Raw genomic sequence first — 21121 nt, forward strand, 5'->3', positions numbered from 1 at the left:
ATGTCCCATGGATGGTGGCGCAATCGCCCAGTTTCTCCCGCTGATCCTAATCTTTGCGATCATGTATTTCCTGCTGATCCGTCCGCAGCAAAAGAAGATGAAGGAACATCAGGCCATGGTTGATGCCGTGCGTCGCGGTGATCAGGTGATCACTCAGGGGGGCGTGATCGGCAAGGTATCGAAGGTCAAGGAAGGCGATAACGAGATCGAGGTCGAAATCGCCGAGGGCGTCAAGATTCGCGTGGTCAAATCGACCATCGCTCAGGTTCTGAACAAGACTGAGCCGGCGAAGTAACTTCGCGCGACAATTCCTTGAAAAGGCAGGGTAATGCTGCAATTTGATACCTGGAAGCGGGTTCTGATCTGGCTGGTCTGCGTGACCGGCCTGCTCATGGCCCTGCCAAACGCATTTTACACGCGGGTCGAACAATCCAACGACGCCAAGGCCGCGATCGAGTTGGGCAACGACACACCCCAGATGCAGGCTGAAGCCGCGCAATGGCCGAGTTGGTTGCCGTCATCCCTGGTCAATCTTGGCCTCGACCTGCGCGGCGGCGCGCATTTGCTGGCCGAAGTACAAGTACAAGACGTCTACGGCTCCCGGATGGAGGCGATGTGGCCGGAAATCCGCGACGCCCTGCGCGATGAACGTGCCACGGTGGGAACCATCCGCCGTCAGGACTCGGCTGCGGATGAGATTCGCGTGCGCATTAGCCAGCCCGAAGGAATGCCACAGGCATTGGAGGTTGTCCGCGGTTTGGCCCGGCAAGTGCAGACCCTGACAGGTGTAGGAGCCACAGATATCGAAGCCCGCGCGGATGGTGACACAATTGTTGTTCAACTGTCCGAAGCAGAAAAACTGGCCTCGGATGACCGCACGGTGCGTCAGGCGTTGGAAATCATCCGCCGCCGGATCGACGAAGTCGGTACACGTGAGCCCACAATTCAGCGTCAGGGGACGGATCGTATCTTAATTCAGGTGCCGGGTATCGGCAGTGCGGGTGAACTGAAGGAAATTATCGGAACAACAGCACAGTTGACCTTCAACCCGGTTGTCGGGCGCGGAACCGATCCGGATGCCGTTGCAGGCGTCGGCGAAAAAATCGTGCCGTCGATTGACGAAAACGGCGTTTATTACACCATCGAATCCGCTCCGGTCGTGACAGGAGAGGAACTGGTCGACGCGCAGCCATCCTTCGATCAGAACGGCCGCCCTGCGGTCAGCTTCCGATTCAACACATCCGGGGCACGCAAGTTCGGGGATTATACCCGTGACAATATCGGCGCACCCTTTGCAATCGTTCTGGATGACGAAGTGATCTCGGCCCCCGTGATCCAAAGCCATATCCCAGGCGGATCGGGTATCATCACCGGTAATTTCACCGTTGAGGAAAGCACCAATCTGGCCGTCCTGTTGCGTGCAGGTGCTTTGCCTGCAGGGCTGGAATTCCTGGAAGAACGCACCATCGGGCCCGAACTGGGGCAAGATAGTATCGACGCAGGCAAAGTTGCCACAATCGTGGCCTTTGTCGCCGTGCTGGTATTCATGGCGCTCAGCTATGGCCTGTTCGGTGTCTTCGCCAACATCGCGCTGATCATAAACGTGGGCCTGTTGTTCGGTTTGCTGTCCCTGATCGGCGCAACCCTGACTCTGCCGGGGATTGCAGGGATCGTTCTGACGGTCGGTATGGCGGTGGATGCCAACGTACTGATCTTTGAACGCATCCGCGAAGAACTGAAATCCGCCAGAGGTCCAGCCCGCGCCATCGATCTGGGCTATGAAAAGGCGTTGTCGGCCATTCTGGACGCCAACGTAACCACTTTCATCACCGCCGTTATCCTGTTTGCCATGGGCAGCGGCCCTGTGCGCGGGTTCGCGATCACTCTGGGCCTGGGTATCCTGACATCGGTCTTCACCGCGATCTTCGTGACGCGCCTGATGGTTGTCATGTGGTTCGAACGCCGCCGACCAAAAACGATCGAGGTTTGACATGAGACTGAAACTCGTACCCCAAAGCACCTCGTTCGACTTTTTCAATCGCTGGAAAATCTGGCTTGGAATCTCCGGCCTGATGATGGTGATTGCGTTCTCCTCATTTCTGCTGCAGGGGCTGAACTTCGGCATCGATTTCCGCGGTGGAACCACGATTCGGACCCAAAGCGCACAAGAAATCGACGTGGGTGTTTACCGCGATGCTTTGTCTCCGCTGCAACTGGGTGACGTCACCATCACCGAGATTTTTGATCCAAGCTTCGGTCCCGATGAAAATGTCGCAATGATCCGTATTCAGGCTCAGGAAGACGCCGAAGCGGTCACAGCAGACGTGATCACCCAGGTCGGCGAAGCGCTGGCTGCCGCAGACCCCGGACTCAAACTGCCGTTTGAAAGTGTCGAATCCGTTGGTCCAAAAGTGTCGGGTGAGCTGATTCAGACGGCCGTTATCGCGGTTGTCTTGGCCATCGGTGCCGTTCTTGTCTACATCTGGCTGCGTTTTGAATGGCAGTTTGCACTTGGGGCGGTTGCCGCATTGGTGCACGACGTGATCCTGACCATTGGCATCTTCTCGGAACTGCAAATCCGCTTTGATCTGGCGATCATAGCGGCGTTGTTGACCATCGTCGGCTATTCGCTGAACGACACCGTGGTCGTCTTCGACCGGGTGCGCGAGAACCTGCGGAAATATAAACAGAAAGATCTGAAAGAGGTTCTGAACTTATCGATCAACGAAACCCTGAGCCGGACGGTGATGACCTCGGTCACAACTTTGCTGGCGCTGATCTCGCTTTATCTGCTGGGCGGGGACGTCATCCGCGGATTCGTCTTCGCGATGATCTGGGGTGTCGTCGTCGGGACCTATTCGTCGGTCTTCGTGGCTTCGACCATCCTGCTTTGGCTGGGGGTCAAGCGCGACTGGTCCAAACCGTCGAACACGGCGGGCAACCAGTTTGCCAATATTGATGCCTGAGGCCCTGCAACAGGCCCTGGCCCTGCCGGGCCTCACTTGGCTGATCCTGACTATCGGAGCCGCGGGACTTGTCCGCGGCTTCACAGGTTTTGGCACCGCGATGATCTTTGTGCCGGTGGCGACCCAGTTCCTGCCTATTGCAGATGTGGTCTTTCTGATGGCCGCCACCGGAATCGCATCAACATTTGCCTTGGCGCCTCAGGCGTGGCGGGATTGCGACAAGTTCGAAATTAGCACTCTGGGCTTTGCTGCAACCGTAACCGTTCCATTGGGGCTGTGGATTATGGTGCAGGTGGACTCGGTTGCGTTGCGCTGGGTTGTCTGTGGCATCACCGGTCTGACCCTGCTGGCCGTGGTTACCGGCTGGCGATGGGAGGGGAAACTGGGACTACCCGGACGTCTCGCCATCGGCGGCAGCGCGGGCATTGTCGGCGGCATGACCGGGCTGACTGGTCCGGTTGTCATCGTGTTCTATCTGGCCAGTTCCACAGACGTGCGCAAGATTCGCGCCAACACCATCATTTTTCTGGCATTGCTGGACGTCGTCATCGTTTTCAACATTCTCATCAGCGGTGCTGCAGATTTGTCGATCCTGTGGATTGTCCTGCTGCTGTGCGTGCCTTATCTGATCACTACGCTTATCGGCAAAGCACTGTTCGACCCGAGACTCGAACGGATCTACCGCCTTGCGGCCTATTCGGTCATCCTTATCGCCGTCATTTCCGGGCTGCCGCTTCTGGATTGAAGAAGGGACATCATGCGTCTGAATCAGATTACTTTTACAGATGCCAAACCCGTAGACGGTTATGGCCCCGGTTTTTTCCGAATTGGCGGTGATGTCTTCCACGGCGCTGTCCTGACAGGCCCGGCAGGCCCTGCAGAGTGGGGCGGTTATGACGACCGACACCCCCTTCTGGAATTGGCGGGTAGGATCGACGTCCTGCTCATCGGTACGGGCGCGGACATGGCCCACATCCCTCAATCCCTGAGGGTTGAGCTGGAGAATGCCGGACTTGGTGTCGAAATCATGAACTCCCCTGCCGCCTGTCGCACCTACAATGTGCTGCTCGCCGAAGGTCGTCGTATTGCACTCGCGCTGATCCCTGTCTGACGGGATCCTCTTCATCTGGCCGAAAATATCCCGGGGAGTGTGAGGGGCTGGCCCCTCACTCCGACATGAGGCAGCGGTGGTGCGCTGGCATCCTGCGGCAAATCTCGCCTTTTGCCCCTGCTGACAATCCGTTAAGCGGGTCTCATGACTTTGACTGTAACAGATCTGTCGATCACCCGTGGCGGTGTTCCCGTCCTTGAGGGCCTCAGCTTTCAGCTGCCGCCGGGCAAAGCTCTGATCCTGCGCGGCCCGAATGGTATTGGCAAAACGACCCTACTGCGTACGTTGGCTGGCTTGCAGCCTCCGCTTGAAGGCAAGATCGAAGGGGCCGAGGACCAGATCGCCTACGCGTCCCATTCAGACGGGCTCAAACCGACGCTGTCAGTGACTGAAAACCTGACATTCTGGGCCTCGGTCTTTGGCACATATGACATCCAGCCGGCGCTGGACGCATTTGACCTGAACGAACTCGCCGACCGTCACGCCGGCAACCTGTCGGCAGGTCAGAAACGGCGTCTGGGGCTGGCGCGGATGCTGGTCACAGGGCGGCCGATCTGGATGCTGGACGAGCCGACCGTCTCGCTGGACAGAAACGCTGTGCAAATGTTTGCCGACGCTGTGCGGGCACATCTGGGGCAGGGTGGGTCAGCCCTGATCGCCACCCATATCGACCTTGGCCTAGATGGCGAGGTTCTGGACGTCGGTCCGAACAAGGCCAAACCCAAACCCATCGACGATTTCGACGGAGGTTTCCTGTGATCGCCCTGTTGCTGCGCGACCTGAAACTGGCTTTCCGCGCGGGCGGCGGGTTTGGGCTGGGTCTGGCCTTTTTCCTGATCGTGACCGTGATGGTGCCGTTTGCGGTGGGGCCGCAATCCTCGCTTCTGTCCACGATTGCGCCCGGTGTGCTCTGGCTGGGGGCCTTGCTGGCCTGCCTTCTGTCGCTTGACCGCCTGCTTGCACTGGACTGGGAAGACGGCTCGCTGGACCTGCTGGCCACGGCACCGCTGCCACTTGAATCGGTTGTCACTGTCAAGGCGCTGGCCCATTGGCTGACCACTGGTTTGCCGCTGGTTCTGGCCGCGCCGTTTCTGGGCGTACTTCTGAACCTGCCGGTGCCGGGGTTCTTCTGGCTGGTCATCTCGCTGTTGATAGGTACCCCGGCCATGAGCGTCATCGGGACATTTGGTGCTGCGCTGACCGTTGGTCTGAAACGTGGCGGGCTATTGCTGTCGCTTCTTGTGTTGCCGCTTTACGTCCCCACCCTGATATTCGGGGCCGAAGTTGCCCGACGCGGTGCAACAGGGATGGAGGTGCAGACACCACTGCTGATGCTGGCCGGGATCACGGCGGCGACCATTGCATTGTTGCCCTTTGCCAGCGCTGCCGTGCTACGTATCAATCTGCGGTGAACCGCGACAAGTTTGATGGATGTCAATTGAGAACCACCCCAACTCGGACTAGATAGGGCCCATGTCAATCGCAGCCAAAGCCAACGCCCTCTGGGAATATGCCAACCCTCGCAAGTTTCTTGAAACCAGCGAACGGGTCCTGCCGTTTTTCTGGATTGTCTCGACCATCTGCATCGTTGTCGGTCTGACATGGGGCTTTTTCTTTACACCGGACGACTACAAGCAGGGGTCGACCGTCAAGATCATCTATCTGCATGTTCCGGCGGCCCTGATGGCGATCAATTGCTGGCTGATGATGCTTGCCACCTCATTGGTTTGGCTGGTGCGTCGCCACCATGTCAGCGCGCTTGCGGCACGCGCTGCTGCACCGATCGGGATCGTAATGACCCTGATAGCGCTGCTGACGGGGGCCATCTGGGGACAGCCCATGTGGGGCACATGGTGGGCCTGGGATCCGCGCCTGACATCGTTCCTGATCCTGTTTCTGTTCTACCTTGGCTATGTCGCCTTGTGGGAAGCTATCGAAGATCCGGATACCGCAGCCGACCTGACCTCGGTTCTGTGTCTGGTGGGGTCGGTCTTTGCGATCCTCAGCCGGTATGCGGTGAATTTCTGGAATCAGGGCCTGCATCAGGGCGCATCGGTCATGCGGGCGGGGGCCGTTACCGGGGCGGATACGGAAGAGAAGGTCAGCAATGTCTTTTTCTACCCCCTGCTGGCCTGCATCATCGGATTTGTTCTGCTGTTCATCGCCTTGGTGTTGTACCGCACCGGAACGGAAATTCGCGCCCGTCGTATCAAGGCGCTACAGGCACGGGAAAGGGTAGGCGGATGATCCCCGATCTTGGAAAATATGCAGACGCCGTTTTGTCGTCTTATGCCGTTTCCATTGCCCTTATCGTGGCACTGGTTGCGTTCAGCGTGATGCGCGGGCGCAAGGTGCGTGCGGAAATGGAGAAGGTCGAACAGAGGATGTCGCGCAATGGCTAAAATCTCGCCCCTGATGATTGCGCCGCCTCTGATTTTTGGCGCATTCGCGGTTCTCGCAGGCATCGGCATGTTTCGCGAAGATCCCAACGCCTTGCCCTCGGCCCGCGAAGGGCAACCGGCGCCGCCCGTGGTTCTCACCGAGTTTCCGGGAAAGACCCTTTTCGACGATGAAACGCTGCGCAACGGAGAGGTCAAGCTGGTCAACTATTGGGCCAGTTGGTGCGCGCCATGCCGCGCCGAGCACCCCAACCTCGAGGCTCTGGCGGCTGAAGGCATCCCGGTTTACGGCATCAACTACAAAGACAAGCTGAGCAATGCCGAGGCTTTCCTGGATGACCTTGGTGATCCGTACACCGCCATGGGCCGCGACGAACAGGGCCGAATGGCGATTGACTGGGGTCTGTACGGCGTTCCCGAGACCTACGTGATCGACGGTGACGGAACGATCATTCTGCGCTTTGCTGGCCCGATTACGCAGCGTGTCATTGCAAGCACCATCCGGCCTGCGCTTGAGAAAGCTGCGGGCGGTTCATAAACGATAGCCTCCCGTTACGGACAAAACTTCACCTGTGATGAACGAGGCCGCGTCCGACGCCAGAAACCTGATCACTTTGGCTATATCCTCGGGCCGTCCGGCCCGGCCCAACGCAGTATCCTTCACGAAAAGTTCTGTCAGTTCTTCCGAACGAGGCGCTTCAGGAATGTTGATCGCACCGGGGGCCACAGCATTGACGCGTATCCCGTTTGGCCCCAACTCTTTGGCCATGGCACGGGTCCACAGGTTCAGAGCCGCCTTGCTGGCACCATAAGTGACAGCATCACGGGGCGGCAACACTGCATTCATCGACGAGATACTGACAATGGCGGCGCCCCGTTCCAAATGTGGCAAAGCTGCAGCCAGCAAAGCAGCGGGGGCTAGCAGATTCATATCCAGAATGGCGCGATGCTCCTCCGCTTGGAACTCCTCTTTTGGCGTCGATCGAACCAACCCAGCATTGTTCACGATCACATCAAGTCGTCCAAACCGCTCCATCACTTGCGCAATCACCGCCGCAGGTTGATCAGGAGCCGTCAGATCCGAACGGATCGCCAAAGCTTCCCCCCGCAATAGCGTCGCCCGAGGGTTGGTGGACAACCAAGTGAACGCCACCCTATGGTCGCGGCTCAACTCCTCTACGATGGCGTGTCCAATACCCCGCGCCCCGCCTGTTACCAACGCCACCTTTTCCATAACCACCTCCTGTTTTCAGAGTGCCGCGTATATCCAACTTCTTCTGCTGAATAAAACTTTGGAGCGCGAGGCAGAGCCTTGCAAAAGAAAGGACGCCCGAAGGCGCCCTCAATACCTACTTATCCGCTGCGTTCCTCAGCCAGCCTTCGCCAGATTCCTCAGCACGTATTGAAGCACGCCACCGTTTTCGATGTATTCGATCTCAGGCGCGGTATCGATCCGGCATTTCAACTGGATGGTCGTCTCAGCCCCATCTGCGTAGGTGATGGTGCAGGGCACGTCCTGCAACGGCTCGACCGTATCCAGCCCGTGAATTGAGACGGTTTCGTCCCCCTTCAGACCCAGAGTTTTGCGGGTATCTCCACCGGTGAATTCGAACGGGATCACGCCCATGCCAACCAGATTGGACCGGTGGATACGCTCAAAGCTCTCGGCGATTACGGCCTTGACGCCCAGCAGCGCCGTGCCCTTGGCCGCCCAGTCGCGGCTTGAGCCCGCGCCGTATTGTTCGCCGCCGAACACGACCAGCGGGGTGCCATTGGCCTGATAGGCCATCGAGGCATCGTAGATCGACGTCTGTTCGCCATCCGGACCTTTGGTGTATCCGCCTTCAACTCCGTCCAACATCTCGTTCTTGATGCGGATATTGGCGAAGGTGCCGCGCATCATGACTTCGTGATTGCCCCGTCGCGAGCCATACGAGTTGAACTCGCGCGGCTGAACCTGACGGTCGGTCAGGTATTTGCCCGCCGGCGTCGTGGTAGCGAATGATCCCGCAGGTGAAATGTGGTCGGTGGTCACCATGTCGCCCAGAATGGCCAGAACCTTGGCGCCTTCGATGTTCGAGATCGTGCCCGGTTCCGCCCCCATACCCTGGAAATAGGGCGGGTTCTGGATGTAGGTCGACGTTGGCGGCCAGTCATAGGTTTCCTGTTGCGGAACCTCGACGCTTTGCCATTTCTCATCCCCCTTGAAGACATCCGCATATTTCGACTGGAACGCTTCGCGGGTTACGGTTGCTTCGACCAGTTCCGCGATTTCGCTTTGGGTTGGCCAGATGTCCTTCATGAAGACGTCGTTGCCATCCTTGTCCTGACCGATGGGCTCGGACGTCAGATCGATGTCGAGCGTACCTGCCAGCGCATAGACAACAACCAACGGCGGCGAAGCCAAGTAGTTTGCGCGGACATCCGGTGAGATACGGCCTTCGAAGTTCCGGTTGCCGGACAGAACCGACGTGGCGACCAGATCGCCCTCGGCAATGGCTTCCGAGATTTCTTTCTGGATCGGGCCCGAGTTGCCGATGCAGGTGGTGCAGCCGTACCCAACAAGGTTGAAACCGACCTTGTCCAGATCTTCTTGCAGTCCAGCGGCCTCAAGATAAGCAGATACAACCTGCGAACCGGGTGCCAGCGAGGTTTTAACCCAAGGTTTGCGGTTCAGACCCAGAGCTGCGGCTTTGCGAGCCACAAGGCCTGCACCGATCATCACGTAAGGGTTCGACGTGTTGGTACAGGAGGTGATCGAAGCAATTACAACCTTGCCCGACTCCATGGTGTAGTCTTCGCCCTTGACGGCGACTTCCTTGCCCATGGGGCGCTTGAAGGTCTCTTCCATTTCCTTGGTGAAAGCGGCCTTGGCGCCGGTCAGCGCGACGTAGTCCTGCGGGCGTTTCGGGCCTGAAATTGCAGGAACGATTGTGCCCATGTCCAGTGACAGAGTGTCAGTGTAGATCGGCGCATAGTCCGGGCCTCTCCAAAACCCGTTTTCCTTGGCATAGGCTTCGACCAGCGCGATGCGGTCTTCGTCGCGGCCGGTGTTGCGCATGTAGCGCAGGGTTTCTCCGTCGATCGGGAAGAAGCCGCATGTCGCTCCGTATTCCGGCGCCATATTGGCGATGGTTGCACGGTCAGCCAGCGGCAGGCGGTCCAGCCCCTCGCCATAGAATTCGACGAACTTGCCCACCACGCCCTTGGCGCGCAACATTTCGACAACCTTCAGAACAAGGTCTGTACCGGTGGTGCCTTCGACCATAGAGCCGGTCAACTCAAAACCGATCACCTCAGGGATCAGCATCGAGATCGGCTGACCCAGCATTGCAGCCTCCGCCTCGATTCCGCCAACGCCCCACCCCAAAACGGCCATGCCGTTGACCATGGTGGTGTGGCTGTCGGTGCCAACCAGCGTGTCGGGATAGGCAACTTCTTCGCCGTTCTGATCGGTGTCCGTCCAGACTGTCTGCGCCAGATATTCCAGGTTCACCTGATGGCAGATACCGGTGCCGGGAGGCACTACGCGGAAATTGTTGAACGCGTTCTGACCCCATTTCAGGAACTGATAGCGTTCCATGTTGCGCTCGTATTCGCGGTCGACGTTCATCTGGAACGCACGCGGGTTCCCGAACTCGTCGATCATGACCGAGTGGTCGATAACCAGATCGACCGGGTTCAGCGGGTTGATCTTCTGTGCGTCACCGCCCAGGCCTTTGATCCCGTCGCGCATGGCGGCCAGATCGACCACCGCGGGAACACCGGTGAAGTCCTGCATCAGCACGCGGGCAGGGCGGTATGCAATCTCGCGCGGGTTCTTGCCGCCATTGGCACCCCATTCGGCAAATGCCTTAATGTCATCGACCGAGACCGAAAAGCCGCTGTCTTCAAATCGGAGCATGTTTTCCAGCACGACTTTCAACGCGGCAGGAAGGTTGGAGAAATCACCCAATCCGGCCTGCTGCGCGGCGGGGATCGAATAGTAGGAAATGGATTTGCCATTCACGTTCAGGCTGCGGCGTGTCTTGGCGGTATCCTGTCCGACTTTAATGGGCATCTGGTGGCCTCCCTTCTCAAATGGCTTGGATTTCGGGCATCGCTGAGTGTTATCTGCATCACCCAAGCCGTTGGTTCAAGGTTCAATAGCACTGGATTTGCAATTTTGTATACCATTGCACACATTTAGGCAGTGAATTGCAGAAGCCGCCCTCAAGAAACGTTGATTGGCGGTTGAGCGGCAAAACGGCTATCCCAGAAAACACCCGTACAATCCGAGAGTTTTTATGTTCAAACCCGCTGCTTTGACCGCCCTCGTATCCTGCCTGTTCGCCACTCAATCCATGTCCGGTGAGGATCCTGTGGTGGTTGAGCTGTTCACCTCACAGGGGTGTTCATCTTGCCCGCCGGCGGACCGGATCATGCATGAGCTGGCGAAACGCGACGATGTCATCGGGCTGGCACTGCATGTCGACTATTGGGATTACATCGGCTGGAAGGACGAATATGCCGATCCTGATCACACGTTCCGGCAACGGGCTTATGCCCGCGAAAACGGAAAATCCATGATCTATACGCCCCAGATGATCATAAATGGTCAGCACGATATCGTCGGCGCTCAGGCTCAGGAGCTCGACCGTCTGATTGATGCGCATCTAACGGCCGCCCCCGAGGCAGCGGTGACCGCGACCCGAGACGCAGACGAAGTGACCGTGAGTGTGACACCTGTGGAATTGCCCGAAGGTGAGACCTATGACGTGCGTATCGTTCAGTATTCGCCCCTGCGCCATGCCTCGATCCGTCGTGGAGAGTTAGCCGGGCGGGAGTTGGATTATGCCAATGTTGTCGAAACCTGGCAGATTGCGGGCCAGTGGGATGGGCAAACACCGCAGACTTACTCGGCGCAGCTGGAACTAGACTTGCCAGCCGTCGTGCTTGTGCAAAGGGCCGGTCACGGGCCGATTGTTGCCGCGACATGGGCCAAGTGATCAGGGCAGGTTGTCCGGTTGGACGCCAAGCCCGTTCCAGCTTTTCCAGCGCCGATGGATCCAGAACCACTGTCCCATATGCTGCCGCACGATCTGTTCCAGATCGTCATTGGTGAACTGAGTCATCGTCTTTGGGTCCGTGTGCGGAACGGGATCATGCAGGATGATTTCAAAGTCGATGCCATTAGGCTGGCGCACGGCATAGCACGGTATAAGTACGGCCTTGTACTTGATGGCCAGTTCTGCGTTCAACACGGATGTCACGGCAGGCTTGCCGAAGAATGTCAGCTCTTCGCCCCCCAACGCATGCAGGTCGGATACGATAGCGATAATTCCACCGTTCTTGAGTGACCGGACCATTTCGACCATACCGCGCCGCCCCTGTTCGAACATCGGCGCGCCGGTTTTGTAAAAAGCTTCGACATAGGCGTCGTTGAAATAAGGATTGGCCATCCGCCGGTAAAGGCATCCTATCGGTTTGCCGCTGTGTTTCTGCAGGGCGACGCGTGCGGCCAGATAGTGACCGAAATGCGCCGTGATCATCATCACCGGGCGCCCTTCGGCGATCGCGGCGTCAAATGCAGCAATACCGGGCCCGGATATCTTGGCGTTCACCTGACGTTCGATAAAACCTTCGGGTGAGAAATGCTCCATTATTGCCCGACCGGCATTATCCGACACGTCACGATAGATCTTTGTGATCTCGACGTCAGACAATTCAGGGCAGGTGAGCTTTAGATTCCGGCGGACGCGGGTGCGAAATCCAACGACGGGTGCAAGGGTTTTCATGATTGCACCCATGGTCGCTATGCGCCTTTCATAAGGAAGCAGGCGCATAGCGCTGATGATTCCCTGCAGGAACATATTGGCGACATAGTATTTTCCAAGCTCAAACCGGCTGAGCTCCGACTTTTCGACGGGCATGGAGGTGTCTCACCGCGTGTTGCGAAATGTTGCCTAAGACATACAACCCGGTACCCGTAACCTCAAGCACCCAAGCGAAATGGCCGCCCCAACGATTTTGTGGGAGCGCCTGTTCCTGCCTCAACCCGTGCTTTCGTCTTCTTCCTTTTCAATCAGCGTAATTGTTCCGGCGTCAGACAGGGCACGAACCGCCCCAACAATCTGGGTCATGGCATCTTCGGCCTCAGATTGCTTGACCCGCCCGCGTTCCGCGATTTCCTCGCGCAGGTTTTCTGCCATACGAGAGGAGATATTCGACAGCAGAAACTCGACAGATGCCTTGTCATCATCCGCGGCGGCACCAGCCAGGGCCGCGACCAGAACAGGCTGATCGACTTCCCGCAATATCGCTGGAACATCACGGGGCGAAATCCGGCTGGAGATATGGGCGAAGGTAAAGATCGACCGGCGCACCAGATCGGCAAAATCAGCGTCGTCCTCATCCAGCGCGTTCAGCAGGTCGTCGCGCGTGGCGGACGCAGACTGGTTCAGGATTGCACCCACCCGCGCGCCCGGACCGTCATTGAAGGCCTGAACAGGCCGCTGATCCAGCTGAGCAGCCAGTGACCAGCCAATACGCTCAACCGCTTCGGGTGTGACATTTGCTGTTTTCGAGATTGCGTAGGTGATCCGCCTCGCCACCGGACCCGGCATGTGCCCCAGCATCTGCGCCGCCTGTGCCGTATCCATTTTCGATAGCATCACAGCGGCCACTTCGGTGCTTTCCGCCTGTGCCATGGTCGCAAGGTTCTGGGCTGGAATGTCGCGCAACCTTTGCCAGGGATCACCGATCTGACGAACTCCGGCAATTTTGCGCAAACGTGCCGCTGTTGCGGGTGTGATTTTTCCACTGACGGCATCCAAGGCCCCGGCAAGCCCATGTGGAAAGGCCAGACCGACATTGTCCAGGGCTTCGCTGAACTCCTGTGCCACGGCACCCAGGGTCACGCGATCCACAAGACCCATTTCCCCCAATTGATGTGTCAGTTTTTCTTGCAGGTCGTCGGGAAGCTCCTCCAACGGAAGATCGGCGCCTTCGTTCAACAACAGGCGCACGACGACGGCCGCCTTCTGACGGCTGGTCAAAGATCGGGGAACAAGGCGCGGGCTGTCGCCACCCCCTGCGGAAAACGGGGCCGAAGCCCCTTGAACCGTCTGAATTAATGCGTTGGTGTTTTGCATCTGCCTGTGGAGCCAAAGTTTTCAAACCACAGGCAGATTAGAGATAGTCGGGTTAAATAACCCTGAACCTTAATAACTGTATGTCAGACCCGTTCGGATCGCTTCACGCAGCGACGCCTCGGCCCAGGTGCCTTCTCCGCCACGGGCCTTTATTTCGCGCCATTGCTCGATCGCCAGATCGGTTTGGCCTTCGGACACAAACCCCTGCGCCATGTAGCTGCGCGCCAAAAGATTGTCTGGGTTGGCATTGATCGCGTTTTGATAAAAGACAATTGCCAGTTCAAGCTCGCCCATCTTGCGATAGGTGAAACCCCAATAGGTCAGGACACGATCGTCGTCCTGATCCATGATGCGCAGAATGTCCTGAGCGTGCCCGTATTGCCCGTCATAAGCCAGTTCGCGGACGGCATTATACAGCTGATCATCTGTCAGGTTTGACTTGTCAGGTTTGACGCATTTTCCACGGGTTTCGTCATATACACGGCCGAACAGGCATTTCTTGGTTGTATTCGTCGGTTTCGGCGGGCTGCTGCTGTCACCGCCTGCGGCATGGACAGCAGGCGCGAAGGCAAAGGTTTGCAAGGCAAGGGCAGAAGCTAACAAAAGGCGCATTTCTTTACTCCGTTCTCGGGGCTCTTATTGAAATCATAGTGCGATCTACAAAAAAGCTAACAGGGGAACGGACGCTTTTATTCACGAACTGGACAAAAATTGTCAGCTGTTGACAGATTTCGCGCAGCTTTTTGTTTCAGTATCCCACGCCGTACCGGGAGCGCAGGATTGGGTCTGTTTGGAATGCTGCTCGCAGGCAAGCCCGGCCGAGGCCACAAGAACCAGTGCCAATGCGCTTAGGATTGTTCGGATCATGATGTTTCCCTCGTATGGAAAAAGCACATGCAGGATACCGCATTTCCGTTGATCTGGCAAAAAGCAAGGGGGTGCTCTGCACGCGGCAGAGCACCCCCGGCTAACAGACTGAAAAGATGTCCGTTATTCTCCAAACACGCGCGCAAAGATCGTATCGACATGCTTGGTGTGATACCCGAGGTCGAATTTCTCTTCGATCTCCGCAGGGCTGAGTGCGGCAGTTACATCAGCATCCGCCAACAGTTCCTCCTTGAAGTCGGTGCGGTGTTCCCAAACCTTCAACGCGTTGCGCTGTACCATGGCATAGGCGTCCTCACGGCTTACGCCCGCTTGTGTCAGTGCCAACAGAACCCGCTGACTCATGACAAGGCCGGGAAACTTGTTCATGTTCTCGATCATGTTCTCGGGGAAGATCAGCATCTTGTCGACCACGCCTGTTAGCCGTGCCAGCGCAAAATCCAGCGTGATCGTGGCATCCGGACCGATCATGCGCTCGACCGAAGAATGCGAAATATCGCGTTCGTGCCAGAGCGCAACATTCTCCATCGCCGGTATTACGGCCGCGCGGACCATGCGCGCCAGACCGGTCAGGTTTTCGGTTAGCACCGGATTTTTCTTGTGCGGCATCGCCGAGGAGCCTTTCTGGCCCATCGAGAAGAACTCAGCCCCCTCCAGCACCTCGGTCCGCTGCATGTGGCGGATTTCGATGGCAATGTTTTCGATGCTGCTGGCGATAACGCCCAGCGTGGCAAAGAAGGCCGCGTGGCGGTCGCGCGGAATGACCTGCGTGCTGATCGGCTCAGGCACCAGCCCCAGCTTGTCACAGACATGTTCCTCGACCGCGGGATCGATATTGGCAAAGGTACCAACCGCACCGCTGATCGCTCCGGTGGCGATTTCCGCACGCGCATCGCGCATCCGGGACAGGTTGCGGTCCATCTCGGCGTAGAAGCGGGCAAAGGTCAGACCCATGGTTGTCGGTTCGGCGTGGATGCCGTGGCTGCGTCCGATACGAACCGTGTTCTTATGTTCCATCGCGCGGCGCTTGAGCGCGGCCAGAAGCCCTTCCAGATCGGCAATCAGGATGTCGGCGGCGCGGGTCAGCTGTACGTTGAAACAAGTGTCCAGCACGTCCGAGCTGGTCATACCCTGATGCACAAAACGCGCCTCTTCACTGCCGACATGCTCTGCAAGATGGGTCAGGAAGGCGATAACGTCATGCTTGGTGACGGCCTCGATCTCGTCGATGCGGGCGACATCGAATTCCACATCCTTGGCTTTCCAGACAGCGTCCGCATTTTCGCGCGGGATCACGCCCAGATCCGCCATGGCGTCGCACGCGTGCGCCTCGATCTCGTACCAGATGCGGAACTTGGTCTCGGGCGACCAGATGGCGACCATGTCGGGGCGGGAATAACGGGGAATCATAGGCGACGGCACCTTTATTGCAGATTGGATGAGGCGTTGGCGCGGGGTTTAGCCGCGTGCGGGGTAGGGAACAAGATGCGAGAGCGCATATGAGACGGTTTGCCCTGATTCTTGCCGTCTGTTCGGGCTTTTCAGCAGCAGACGGGTTCGGGAAACTGTCTTGCAAAGGACTTGGTGTGGCAGTGACGGGCAGGGTGCCGCTACAAGGCAGGTTTTGTACCCGCACTGGTTCTCACGGGATCATGCCGCCAGTTGGGGTTGATGCCCGTCTTGACCTTGCTGCCAAGCGATGCTGGACAAACAGCACATTGACTGTTCAATCTGAAAGGAAGGAAATAATCAGGTTATTGAGATATGCGTTTGTTTTCACGTTCGATACTTGCCCTCTGTGGTGCTTTTTGCGTCGGCGCAGCTGCACCAGCACTGGCTGACACACCCGTGACCTACACCGAGGAAGGCCGAGTGCTTTTTCGGTTTGACGTACCCGACTTCTGGATCCTTCGCACCGGCGGCCCGCGCGAGATTGAGGATACCGAACTGGGCGACGCCCGCGCGGTCGCGCGGGTTATGGGGCTCCGGCCGGTGACAGACGACGCAGTGTGGATGGGTTTCGTATCACCTGCGGGGGTTGGAACAATTCAGGGCGGCGTCCGGTACTTGCAGGATATCGACAAGTTTCTGGTCAAAGACCCTACGACGACCAGCACCAGCGATACCCGTATCGGCGGATTGCCAGCCCGCGTGTTTCGGGGCACCGGGCACCGGGACGGCAAGGGAGTAAGCTTTACCGCCACCGTCATTGACCTTCCGCAAGGCCGGGTTGCCATCGCAGTTGCTATTCTGCGGGACGGGGCAGACCCGATTTATGCAGATGATCTGAACGCCGTTTTCGCGTCGTTCCGGGCACTTCAGTGAGGGAGGGAGCGATGAGCGTTAGACTGATCAAACGGATGTCCCTTACGCTAGGGTTTGGGATCGCGACTTTGACGCTGTCGGCCTGTGACGGTGTGACGGTTGGGGTCGGGTACGGGTATGACCCGTTTTACGACTCGATGCTGTGGAACGACTACTACCATGACGTTAATGTGGATATTGACGTTGATCGTCCCAACCGACCTGATCGACCAGTGCGCCCCGAGCGTCCGAAACCGCCTGTTGCCAAACCTCCCGCGCGCCCGCGCCCACCTGTCGCGCGCCCACCTGTCGCGCGCCCGCCGGTTGCCCGCCCGCCCATTCATCGACCGAGCCCGCGACGCTAAGGAACAAAAGGCCGCCTGTCAGGCGGCCTTTCTTATGAAAGAAGCTCGGTCGTTATGTGGGCCGAGCCTTCAAGCGTCCGGTGAACCGGGCACTTGTCCGCAATCTCAAGCAAACGTTGCCTTTGCTCCTGATCCAGCGGGCCGCTCAGGCGGATTTTCCGGCGAAACTGGTCCACCTTGCCGTCATTCACCAATCCGGCATCCTGCGCGTGAACCTTGTCATGACACACATCGACGCTGACATTTGTCAGGGGCCAGCCTTTGCGCCGGGCGTACATGCGTATTGTCATCGATGTGCAGGCCCCCAGACCGGCCGAGACAAAGCCATAAGGCGACATGCCCTTGTCCGTACCGCCATAAGATGCGGGCTCATCCGCGACCAGATGGTGGTTTGGACCCGCCTGAATATCCTGCATGAACCCGCCCGGATCTGCTTCGGTTATGCGCACAACGCCCTCTGGCGCACCCGGTGGCGGAGCGGGTGGGCACAGTTTCACATAGCGTGAAACCCAAGCAGCAATAACATCCGCTGCATATTCGGCGTCAGAGGCGCGCGTGATCAGATGATCGGCGTTGTCGAGAGTTACAAAGCTTTTGGGGTGTTTCGCGGCCATAAAGATCGCGCTCGCATTGTCGATGCTGACCGTTTCGTCGCGTGGAGCATGAAGGATCAACAGGGCAGCTTTGAGGTCGGCGATTGCAGATGACAGGGCTGATTTGGCAATATCGTCCACAAAAGCCTTACCAATTCGGAAGGGGCGACCACCCAGAGAGACCTCGGCACTGCCGTCCTCTTCGATCTGAGGCAGCGCCGCCTCAAAGTGATGCGATACATGGGCGGGGTCCGCCGGAGCACCCAATGTCACGACGGCTTTTACAGTCGGAATACCAGCCCGCGCCCGCAACACCGCCGCGCCACCAAGCGAGTGGCCGATCAGCAGTGCAGGTGCCATGTTTCGACCGGCCAGATATTGCGCGGCTGAAATCAGGTCCTCGACATTCGAAGTGAAGGTCGTGTTGGCGAATTCGCCTTCTGAATGGCCCAGCCCGGTGAAATCGAACCGAAGCACCGCGATACCCATGGCAGCCAGACGGGCAGAAATGCGCCGGGCGGCCGGGATATCCTTGGAACAGGTAAAGCAATGGGCGAACAGGGCCGTTGCCAGCACTGGTCCGTCCGGCAAATCCAGTCGCGCCGCCAATTGGCTGCCGTCATGTCCGGCAAAAGTGATGCGTTCCGTGGGCATGTCGGCTCCTTAAGTGGTACGGGGGAACACGCCCAATACTGTGTATTTGACCCTTCGGTCACAACCCTTAAGTCACACGCGTAACGGGAAGGTGAGAACGAATGGGTGTTTCACAGACTGCACAAGATCCCCGCCGTTTTTGTGTTGCACGGTGGCGGAACTCTCACTTTCTATTAATATCAAGAACGATGATGACAATCAGAACAAACATTCGTTTCACTTATGTCTCTGCACATCCCATCTGTAGTTCATGAAAGCTGAAACAGGAGACACAGATGTCACATGCAGATATTGCGCCCCAGATACCCGACCTGCGTTCACGTATGATCCTGGCCATTATTCTGGCCGGCGTTGCCGGGTTCGCGGTCGGCCAATCCTGGCCCGCACCCCAAGGTGGTTCACAGGTTCAGATCAGCCCTGCCACGGAAGACTGGCATGGAAACGTCCGCCGGTCCCATTGGTCGGAGTGAAGGCCCGGCCTTATTCGATCCCCATCAATTGGGGGTCAAAGGGATATCTGGACAGGTTCTCATACCCGGTTTCGGTAATGAGAACCTGATCCTCAAGCTTGATGCTGAAATCGCCACCGACTTCGCCGACACAGGCTTCGACGCACAACACCATGCCTGGCTCCAGCGGATAGTCATAGGCGCCTTCGACGGCTTTGTCCGGATACGCGACCAGCGGCCATTCATCACACAATCCCACTCCGTGCATCAGGCAGCCGTATTTCTGCGCCTGAAACTTGTCGTCAAGCCTGTGCGACATGGCCGTAAGTTCCGGGATCATCACACCGGGCTTCAGCATTTGCATGTTGGTCATGATGTGTTCATGCGCGTGCTGCATGGCATAGATCATGTCAGGGCGGGGCTTTTGGTCACCAATCCACCATGTACGCGAGATATCGATGCAAATCCCGTAAGACCCGATCAGGTCGGTGTCGAAGGCGATGATTTCGTTTTGCTGCGTGATGCGCGGGCCGCATTCCTGGAACCAGGGGTTCGTGCGTTGGCCTGACGCCAACAGGCGGGTCTCGATCCACTCGCCACCGCGCCGGATGTTTTCCGCGTGCAGAACAGCCCAGATATCATCCTCGGTTGTCCTGCCATTGCCGACATTGGCGCGCGCAAAGCTCTCCATTTCCGCTACAGCGGTTTCACAGGCGTGATTGGCACAGCGCATGGCCAGAATCTCATCTGGCCCCTTCACGGAACGGGTCTTTTCGGTCAGCTCTTCGCCTTCCATGACCTCAAAGCCCTGCGCCTCAAGCGCGCGCAGACCGTGCAACATGATCTTGTCGACGGCCAAACGTTTGTTGCCGCCGCCATGCGCATCGATCAGCACGCGCACCTCGTTCGAGAAGACATCTGCCGCTATATTCACCTTGTCGCCACGGTCGAAGTAAAACAGATCCGCGCCTGAACGCTGCTCGCGCACCAGCGGATTGAACGTGCTGAGAAAAGGTGAGTTCTTGTAGTCCCAGATCACCATATAGCCATCGGCACATAACAGCACCGCGCGAAACGGGTTATGCGTATTCCACAACTGCATGTTCGTGCTGTCGGTCGCATAGCGGATGTTCAGCGGGTCAAAAACCAGCAAACCACCATATCCGCGATCAACGATGGCCTGCGTCAGTCGCTTCCAGCGGTGTTCCCGCATCCGTGCAAGATTGGGCAATTCCAGACCTGCCGCAGCCCATTCGTCAAAAGCCAGCTGTGTCGGCCCGATCTCGATCCGGTCATTCTCATTTGGCGTGCCATCGCCCAGCGTAGCGCCTCGGCAGGGGTCAATCTTGCGCGTGTCTCGGTAATGCTTGTTCATGACGGACCTCGTTGCTTGTTCGGTCAAACCTAAGGTGCCCATGTGGATCGTCTTGGAAAAATGCGACGGCGAACCTGTCGTTTTCGACCGACAAAAATTTCGACCTATGCTAAGTCGCTGGTATGAATAAAGTTCTGCAGGAAAAAATACCATATGATGTCGGCAACCCGCGTGCTTTACCGGGTATACAGCCTGCAACGATGGAAAATTGGTTGCATCGGGACGAGGCTTTTGCCGGTCAGATGCAACGCCGGGAGAAGCTGCTGACAGAACGCCGCGATGACGTTCTGGCGCTTGATCCGCAGGCTGAATCCGCTGCTCGGGAACTGCTCGACCTTGTGGTGTCGCAGGTCTATCCCAATGCGGGTGAGGAGGTCGTCAGACCCGATGGTGCGACCGTCGCAGTCGACCGGGCGCAGCCGCTTGATACATTGTGCAGGCTGGTTCAGGAGGATTTTTGCATCCTTCAAAAGCGCGGAACTGAACATGTATTGACCGGCGCAATCCTGTGTTTCCCGGCCAGCTGGCTTTTGTCCGAGAAATTCATGCGACCACTGATCGACATCCATGTGCCTGTTGCAAGTTACGACGACAATATCGCCAAGCGGGTGCAGCGCCTGTTCGACGGGATACAGCCCGGTCGTCCGCTCTGGCGCTTTAACGCGCTTTGGTATGAAGACCCCGAACTGTTTCAACCCCGAAGCGCCAGTGACAGGCGGGGCGTCACAGATCGACGTAAAACGTCTTACCTGAGAAGTGAGCGGCAAACCCTGCTGCGCTTGCCGAAAACGGATGCGGTCGTCTTTTCAATCCACACTTATGTTCTGGCGGCGAACGCGGTTCCCAAAATGGAAAACCCCGCCTGAAGGCGGGGCATCCAAGGAGGG

At 57.8% G+C, this 21121-nt stretch carries 24 protein-coding genes; 15 read left to right on the forward strand and 9 right to left on the reverse strand.

Annotated features, from left to right (window positions below):
• Positions 1-7: 7 nt before the first annotated feature.
• The 10 genes from yajC (at position 8) to ACR0ID_RS00765 (ending at position 7014) form a co-directional block, all read left to right on the forward strand.
• Positions 8-295 (forward strand): preprotein translocase subunit YajC, encoded by a 288-nt coding sequence (gene yajC / locus ACR0ID_RS00720; protein ID WP_209503494.1) that lies wholly within the window; start codon positions 8-10, stop codon positions 293-295.
• 33 nt (positions 296-328) lie between these two features.
• Positions 329-1990 (forward strand): protein translocase subunit SecD, encoded by a 1662-nt coding sequence (secD, locus tag ACR0ID_RS00725; protein WP_480492947.1) that lies wholly within the window; start codon positions 329-331, stop codon positions 1988-1990.
• A 1-nt stretch (position 1991) separates the two neighbouring features.
• Positions 1992-2966 (forward strand): protein translocase subunit SecF, encoded by a 975-nt coding sequence (gene secF / locus ACR0ID_RS00730; protein ID WP_480473417.1) that lies wholly within the window; start codon positions 1992-1994, stop codon positions 2964-2966.
• Positions 2947-3711, forward strand: a complete 765-nt coding sequence (locus ACR0ID_RS00735; protein ID WP_480603202.1) for a TSUP family transporter — start codon at positions 2947-2949, stop codon at positions 3709-3711. Before secF ends, ACR0ID_RS00735 begins: the two co-directional genes overlap by 20 nt.
• Before the next feature lie 12 nt (positions 3712-3723).
• Positions 3724-4077, forward strand: coding sequence for an Mth938-like domain-containing protein (locus tag ACR0ID_RS00740; RefSeq protein WP_480603204.1), 354 nt, complete (start codon positions 3724-3726; stop codon positions 4075-4077).
• A gap of 144 nt (positions 4078-4221) precedes the next feature.
• Entirely contained in the window at positions 4222-4836 is a 615-nt protein-coding gene (ccmA, locus tag ACR0ID_RS00745) for a heme ABC exporter ATP-binding protein CcmA (protein WP_480603206.1), read from the forward strand.
• Positions 4833-5489, forward strand: a complete 657-nt coding sequence (gene ccmB / locus ACR0ID_RS00750) for a heme exporter protein CcmB (protein WP_480473413.1) — start codon at positions 4833-4835, stop codon at positions 5487-5489. Before ccmA ends, ccmB begins: the two co-directional genes overlap by 4 nt.
• Before the next feature lie 61 nt (positions 5490-5550).
• Positions 5551-6324 (forward strand): heme ABC transporter permease, encoded by a 774-nt coding sequence (locus ACR0ID_RS00755; protein ID WP_480473412.1) that lies wholly within the window; start codon positions 5551-5553, stop codon positions 6322-6324.
• Positions 6321-6479, forward strand: a complete 159-nt coding sequence (ccmD, locus tag ACR0ID_RS00760) for a heme exporter protein CcmD (protein WP_209503508.1) — start codon at positions 6321-6323, stop codon at positions 6477-6479. Before ACR0ID_RS00755 ends, ccmD begins: the two co-directional genes overlap by 4 nt.
• Positions 6472-7014, forward strand: a complete 543-nt coding sequence (locus ACR0ID_RS00765; RefSeq protein WP_480492951.1) for a DsbE family thiol:disulfide interchange protein — start codon at positions 6472-6474, stop codon at positions 7012-7014. The genes ccmD and ACR0ID_RS00765 overlap by 8 nt, the downstream gene beginning before the upstream one ends.
• On the opposite strand, the gene ACR0ID_RS00770 is transcribed toward ACR0ID_RS00765, so the two are convergent.
• Positions 7009-7710 (reverse strand): SDR family NAD(P)-dependent oxidoreductase, encoded by a 702-nt coding sequence (locus ACR0ID_RS00770; protein WP_480603209.1) that lies wholly within the window; start codon positions 7708-7710, stop codon positions 7009-7011. The two genes, ACR0ID_RS00765 and ACR0ID_RS00770, sit on opposite strands and share 6 nt — an antisense overlap.
• 135 nt (positions 7711-7845) lie before the next feature.
• Positions 7846-10536 (reverse strand): aconitate hydratase AcnA, encoded by a 2691-nt coding sequence (gene acnA / locus ACR0ID_RS00775; RefSeq protein ID WP_480603210.1) that lies wholly within the window; start codon positions 10534-10536, stop codon positions 7846-7848.
• A gap of 226 nt (positions 10537-10762) precedes the next feature.
• On the opposite strand from acnA, the gene ACR0ID_RS00780 reads away from it, so the two are divergent.
• A complete protein-coding gene (locus ACR0ID_RS00780; RefSeq protein ID WP_480603212.1) occupies positions 10763-11464 on the forward strand; it encodes a DUF1223 domain-containing protein in 702 nt (233 codons plus the stop codon).
• Here ACR0ID_RS00780 and ACR0ID_RS00785 read toward each other — a convergent pair whose 3' ends face one another.
• The 5 genes from ACR0ID_RS00785 to purB form a co-directional block, all read right to left on the reverse strand.
• Positions 11465-12388: a lysophospholipid acyltransferase family protein gene (locus ACR0ID_RS00785; RefSeq protein ID WP_480603213.1), complete on the reverse strand. Its 924-nt coding sequence runs from the start codon at positions 12386-12388 to the stop codon at positions 11465-11467.
• Between the two features lie 120 nt (positions 12389-12508).
• Positions 12509-13609, reverse strand: coding sequence for a flagellar motor switch protein FliG (locus ACR0ID_RS00790; RefSeq protein ID WP_480603215.1), 1101 nt, complete (start codon positions 13607-13609; stop codon positions 12509-12511).
• A 69-nt stretch (positions 13610-13678) separates the two neighbouring features.
• On the reverse strand, positions 13679-14221 hold the full coding sequence (locus ACR0ID_RS00795; RefSeq protein ID WP_480603217.1) for a tetratricopeptide repeat protein: 543 nt from the start codon (positions 14219-14221) through the stop codon (positions 13679-13681).
• A gap of 102 nt (positions 14222-14323) precedes the next feature.
• The gene (locus ACR0ID_RS00800; protein WP_480517497.1) at positions 14324-14476 is read right to left on the reverse strand and encodes a hypothetical protein; all 153 of its coding nucleotides are present in this window, start codon (positions 14474-14476) and stop codon (positions 14324-14326) included.
• 123 nt (positions 14477-14599) lie between these two features.
• A complete protein-coding gene (purB, locus tag ACR0ID_RS00805) occupies positions 14600-15904 on the reverse strand; it encodes an adenylosuccinate lyase (RefSeq protein WP_480517495.1) in 1305 nt (434 codons plus the stop codon).
• A 354-nt stretch (positions 15905-16258) separates the two neighbouring features.
• On the opposite strand from purB, the gene ACR0ID_RS00810 reads away from it, so the two are divergent.
• Both ACR0ID_RS00810 and ACR0ID_RS00815 read left to right on the forward strand, forming a co-directional pair.
• The gene (locus tag ACR0ID_RS00810) at positions 16259-16819 is read left to right on the forward strand and encodes a hypothetical protein (RefSeq protein WP_480603219.1); all 561 of its coding nucleotides are present in this window, start codon (positions 16259-16261) and stop codon (positions 16817-16819) included.
• A gap of 11 nt (positions 16820-16830) precedes the next feature.
• Complete coding sequence (locus ACR0ID_RS00815) at positions 16831-17163, forward strand: hypothetical protein (protein WP_480480363.1); 333 nt, start codon at positions 16831-16833, stop codon at positions 17161-17163.
• Between the two features lie 32 nt (positions 17164-17195).
• Here ACR0ID_RS00815 and ACR0ID_RS00820 read toward each other — a convergent pair whose 3' ends face one another.
• Positions 17196-18410, reverse strand: coding sequence for a bifunctional alpha/beta hydrolase/OsmC family protein (locus tag ACR0ID_RS00820; protein WP_480603220.1), 1215 nt, complete (start codon positions 18408-18410; stop codon positions 17196-17198).
• Between the two features lie 275 nt (positions 18411-18685).
• Between ACR0ID_RS00820 and ACR0ID_RS00825 the strand changes: the two genes are divergently transcribed.
• Positions 18686-18880 (forward strand): hypothetical protein, encoded by a 195-nt coding sequence (locus tag ACR0ID_RS00825; RefSeq protein WP_480473400.1) that lies wholly within the window; start codon positions 18686-18688, stop codon positions 18878-18880.
• Positions 18881-18890: 10 nt separating this feature from the next.
• On the opposite strand, the gene dddP is transcribed toward ACR0ID_RS00825, so the two are convergent.
• Complete coding sequence (gene dddP, locus ACR0ID_RS00830; RefSeq protein ID WP_480603223.1) at positions 18891-20234, reverse strand: dimethylsulfonioproprionate lyase DddP; 1344 nt, start codon at positions 20232-20234, stop codon at positions 18891-18893.
• Positions 20235-20356: 122 nt separating this feature from the next.
• On the opposite strand from dddP, the gene ACR0ID_RS00835 reads away from it, so the two are divergent.
• Positions 20357-21100, forward strand: a complete 744-nt coding sequence (locus ACR0ID_RS00835) for a heme-dependent oxidative N-demethylase family protein (protein ID WP_480603224.1) — start codon at positions 20357-20359, stop codon at positions 21098-21100.
• Positions 21101-21121 lie beyond the last annotated feature (21 nt).

The sequence above is a fragment of the Ruegeria sp. AL2 genome, from assembly GCF_056540845.1.

Excerpts from the sequence above, each read along its gene's own strand:
- ACR0ID_RS00820 (WP_480603220.1), bottom strand. The coding sequence starts at position 18,410 with ATGCCCACGGAACGCATCACTTTTGCCGGACATGACGGCAGCCAATTG.
- ACR0ID_RS00765 (WP_480492951.1), top strand. The coding sequence starts at position 6,472 with ATGGCTAAAATCTCGCCCCTGATGATTGCGCCGCCTCTGATTTTTGGC.
- ACR0ID_RS00825 (WP_480473400.1), top strand. The coding sequence starts at position 18,686 with ATGTCACATGCAGATATTGCGCCCCAGATACCCGACCTGCGTTCACGT.
- ACR0ID_RS00810 (WP_480603219.1), top strand. The coding sequence starts at position 16,259 with ATGCGTTTGTTTTCACGTTCGATACTTGCCCTCTGTGGTGCTTTTTGC.
- ACR0ID_RS00740 (WP_480603204.1), top strand. The coding sequence starts at position 3,724 with ATGCGTCTGAATCAGATTACTTTTACAGATGCCAAACCCGTAGACGGT.
- ACR0ID_RS00780 (WP_480603212.1), top strand. The coding sequence starts at position 10,763 with ATGTTCAAACCCGCTGCTTTGACCGCCCTCGTATCCTGCCTGTTCGCC.
- ACR0ID_RS00835 (WP_480603224.1), top strand. The coding sequence starts at position 20,357 with ATGAATAAAGTTCTGCAGGAAAAAATACCATATGATGTCGGCAACCCG.
- ACR0ID_RS00790 (WP_480603215.1), bottom strand. The coding sequence starts at position 13,609 with ATGCAAAACACCAACGCATTAATTCAGACGGTTCAAGGGGCTTCGGCC.
- dddP (WP_480603223.1), bottom strand. The coding sequence starts at position 20,234 with ATGAACAAGCATTACCGAGACACGCGCAAGATTGACCCCTGCCGAGGC.
- ACR0ID_RS00755 (WP_480473412.1), top strand. The coding sequence starts at position 5,551 with ATGTCAATCGCAGCCAAAGCCAACGCCCTCTGGGAATATGCCAACCCT.
- ACR0ID_RS00785 (WP_480603213.1), bottom strand. The coding sequence starts at position 12,388 with ATGCCCGTCGAAAAGTCGGAGCTCAGCCGGTTTGAGCTTGGAAAATAC.
- purB (WP_480517495.1), bottom strand. The coding sequence starts at position 15,904 with ATGATTCCCCGTTATTCCCGCCCCGACATGGTCGCCATCTGGTCGCCC.
- secD (WP_480492947.1), top strand. The coding sequence starts at position 329 with ATGCTGCAATTTGATACCTGGAAGCGGGTTCTGATCTGGCTGGTCTGC.
- yajC (WP_209503494.1), top strand. The coding sequence starts at position 8 with ATGGATGGTGGCGCAATCGCCCAGTTTCTCCCGCTGATCCTAATCTTT.
- ACR0ID_RS00800 (WP_480517497.1), bottom strand. The coding sequence starts at position 14,476 with ATGATCCGAACAATCCTAAGCGCATTGGCACTGGTTCTTGTGGCCTCG.
- secF (WP_480473417.1), top strand. The coding sequence starts at position 1,992 with ATGAGACTGAAACTCGTACCCCAAAGCACCTCGTTCGACTTTTTCAAT.
- ccmA (WP_480603206.1), top strand. The coding sequence starts at position 4,222 with ATGACTTTGACTGTAACAGATCTGTCGATCACCCGTGGCGGTGTTCCC.
- ACR0ID_RS00815 (WP_480480363.1), top strand. The coding sequence starts at position 16,831 with ATGAGCGTTAGACTGATCAAACGGATGTCCCTTACGCTAGGGTTTGGG.
- ACR0ID_RS00795 (WP_480603217.1), bottom strand. The coding sequence starts at position 14,221 with ATGCGCCTTTTGTTAGCTTCTGCCCTTGCCTTGCAAACCTTTGCCTTC.
- acnA (WP_480603210.1), bottom strand. The coding sequence starts at position 10,536 with ATGCCCATTAAAGTCGGACAGGATACCGCCAAGACACGCCGCAGCCTG.
- ccmD (WP_209503508.1), top strand. The coding sequence starts at position 6,321 with ATGATCCCCGATCTTGGAAAATATGCAGACGCCGTTTTGTCGTCTTAT.
- ACR0ID_RS00770 (WP_480603209.1), bottom strand. The coding sequence starts at position 7,710 with ATGGAAAAGGTGGCGTTGGTAACAGGCGGGGCGCGGGGTATTGGACAC.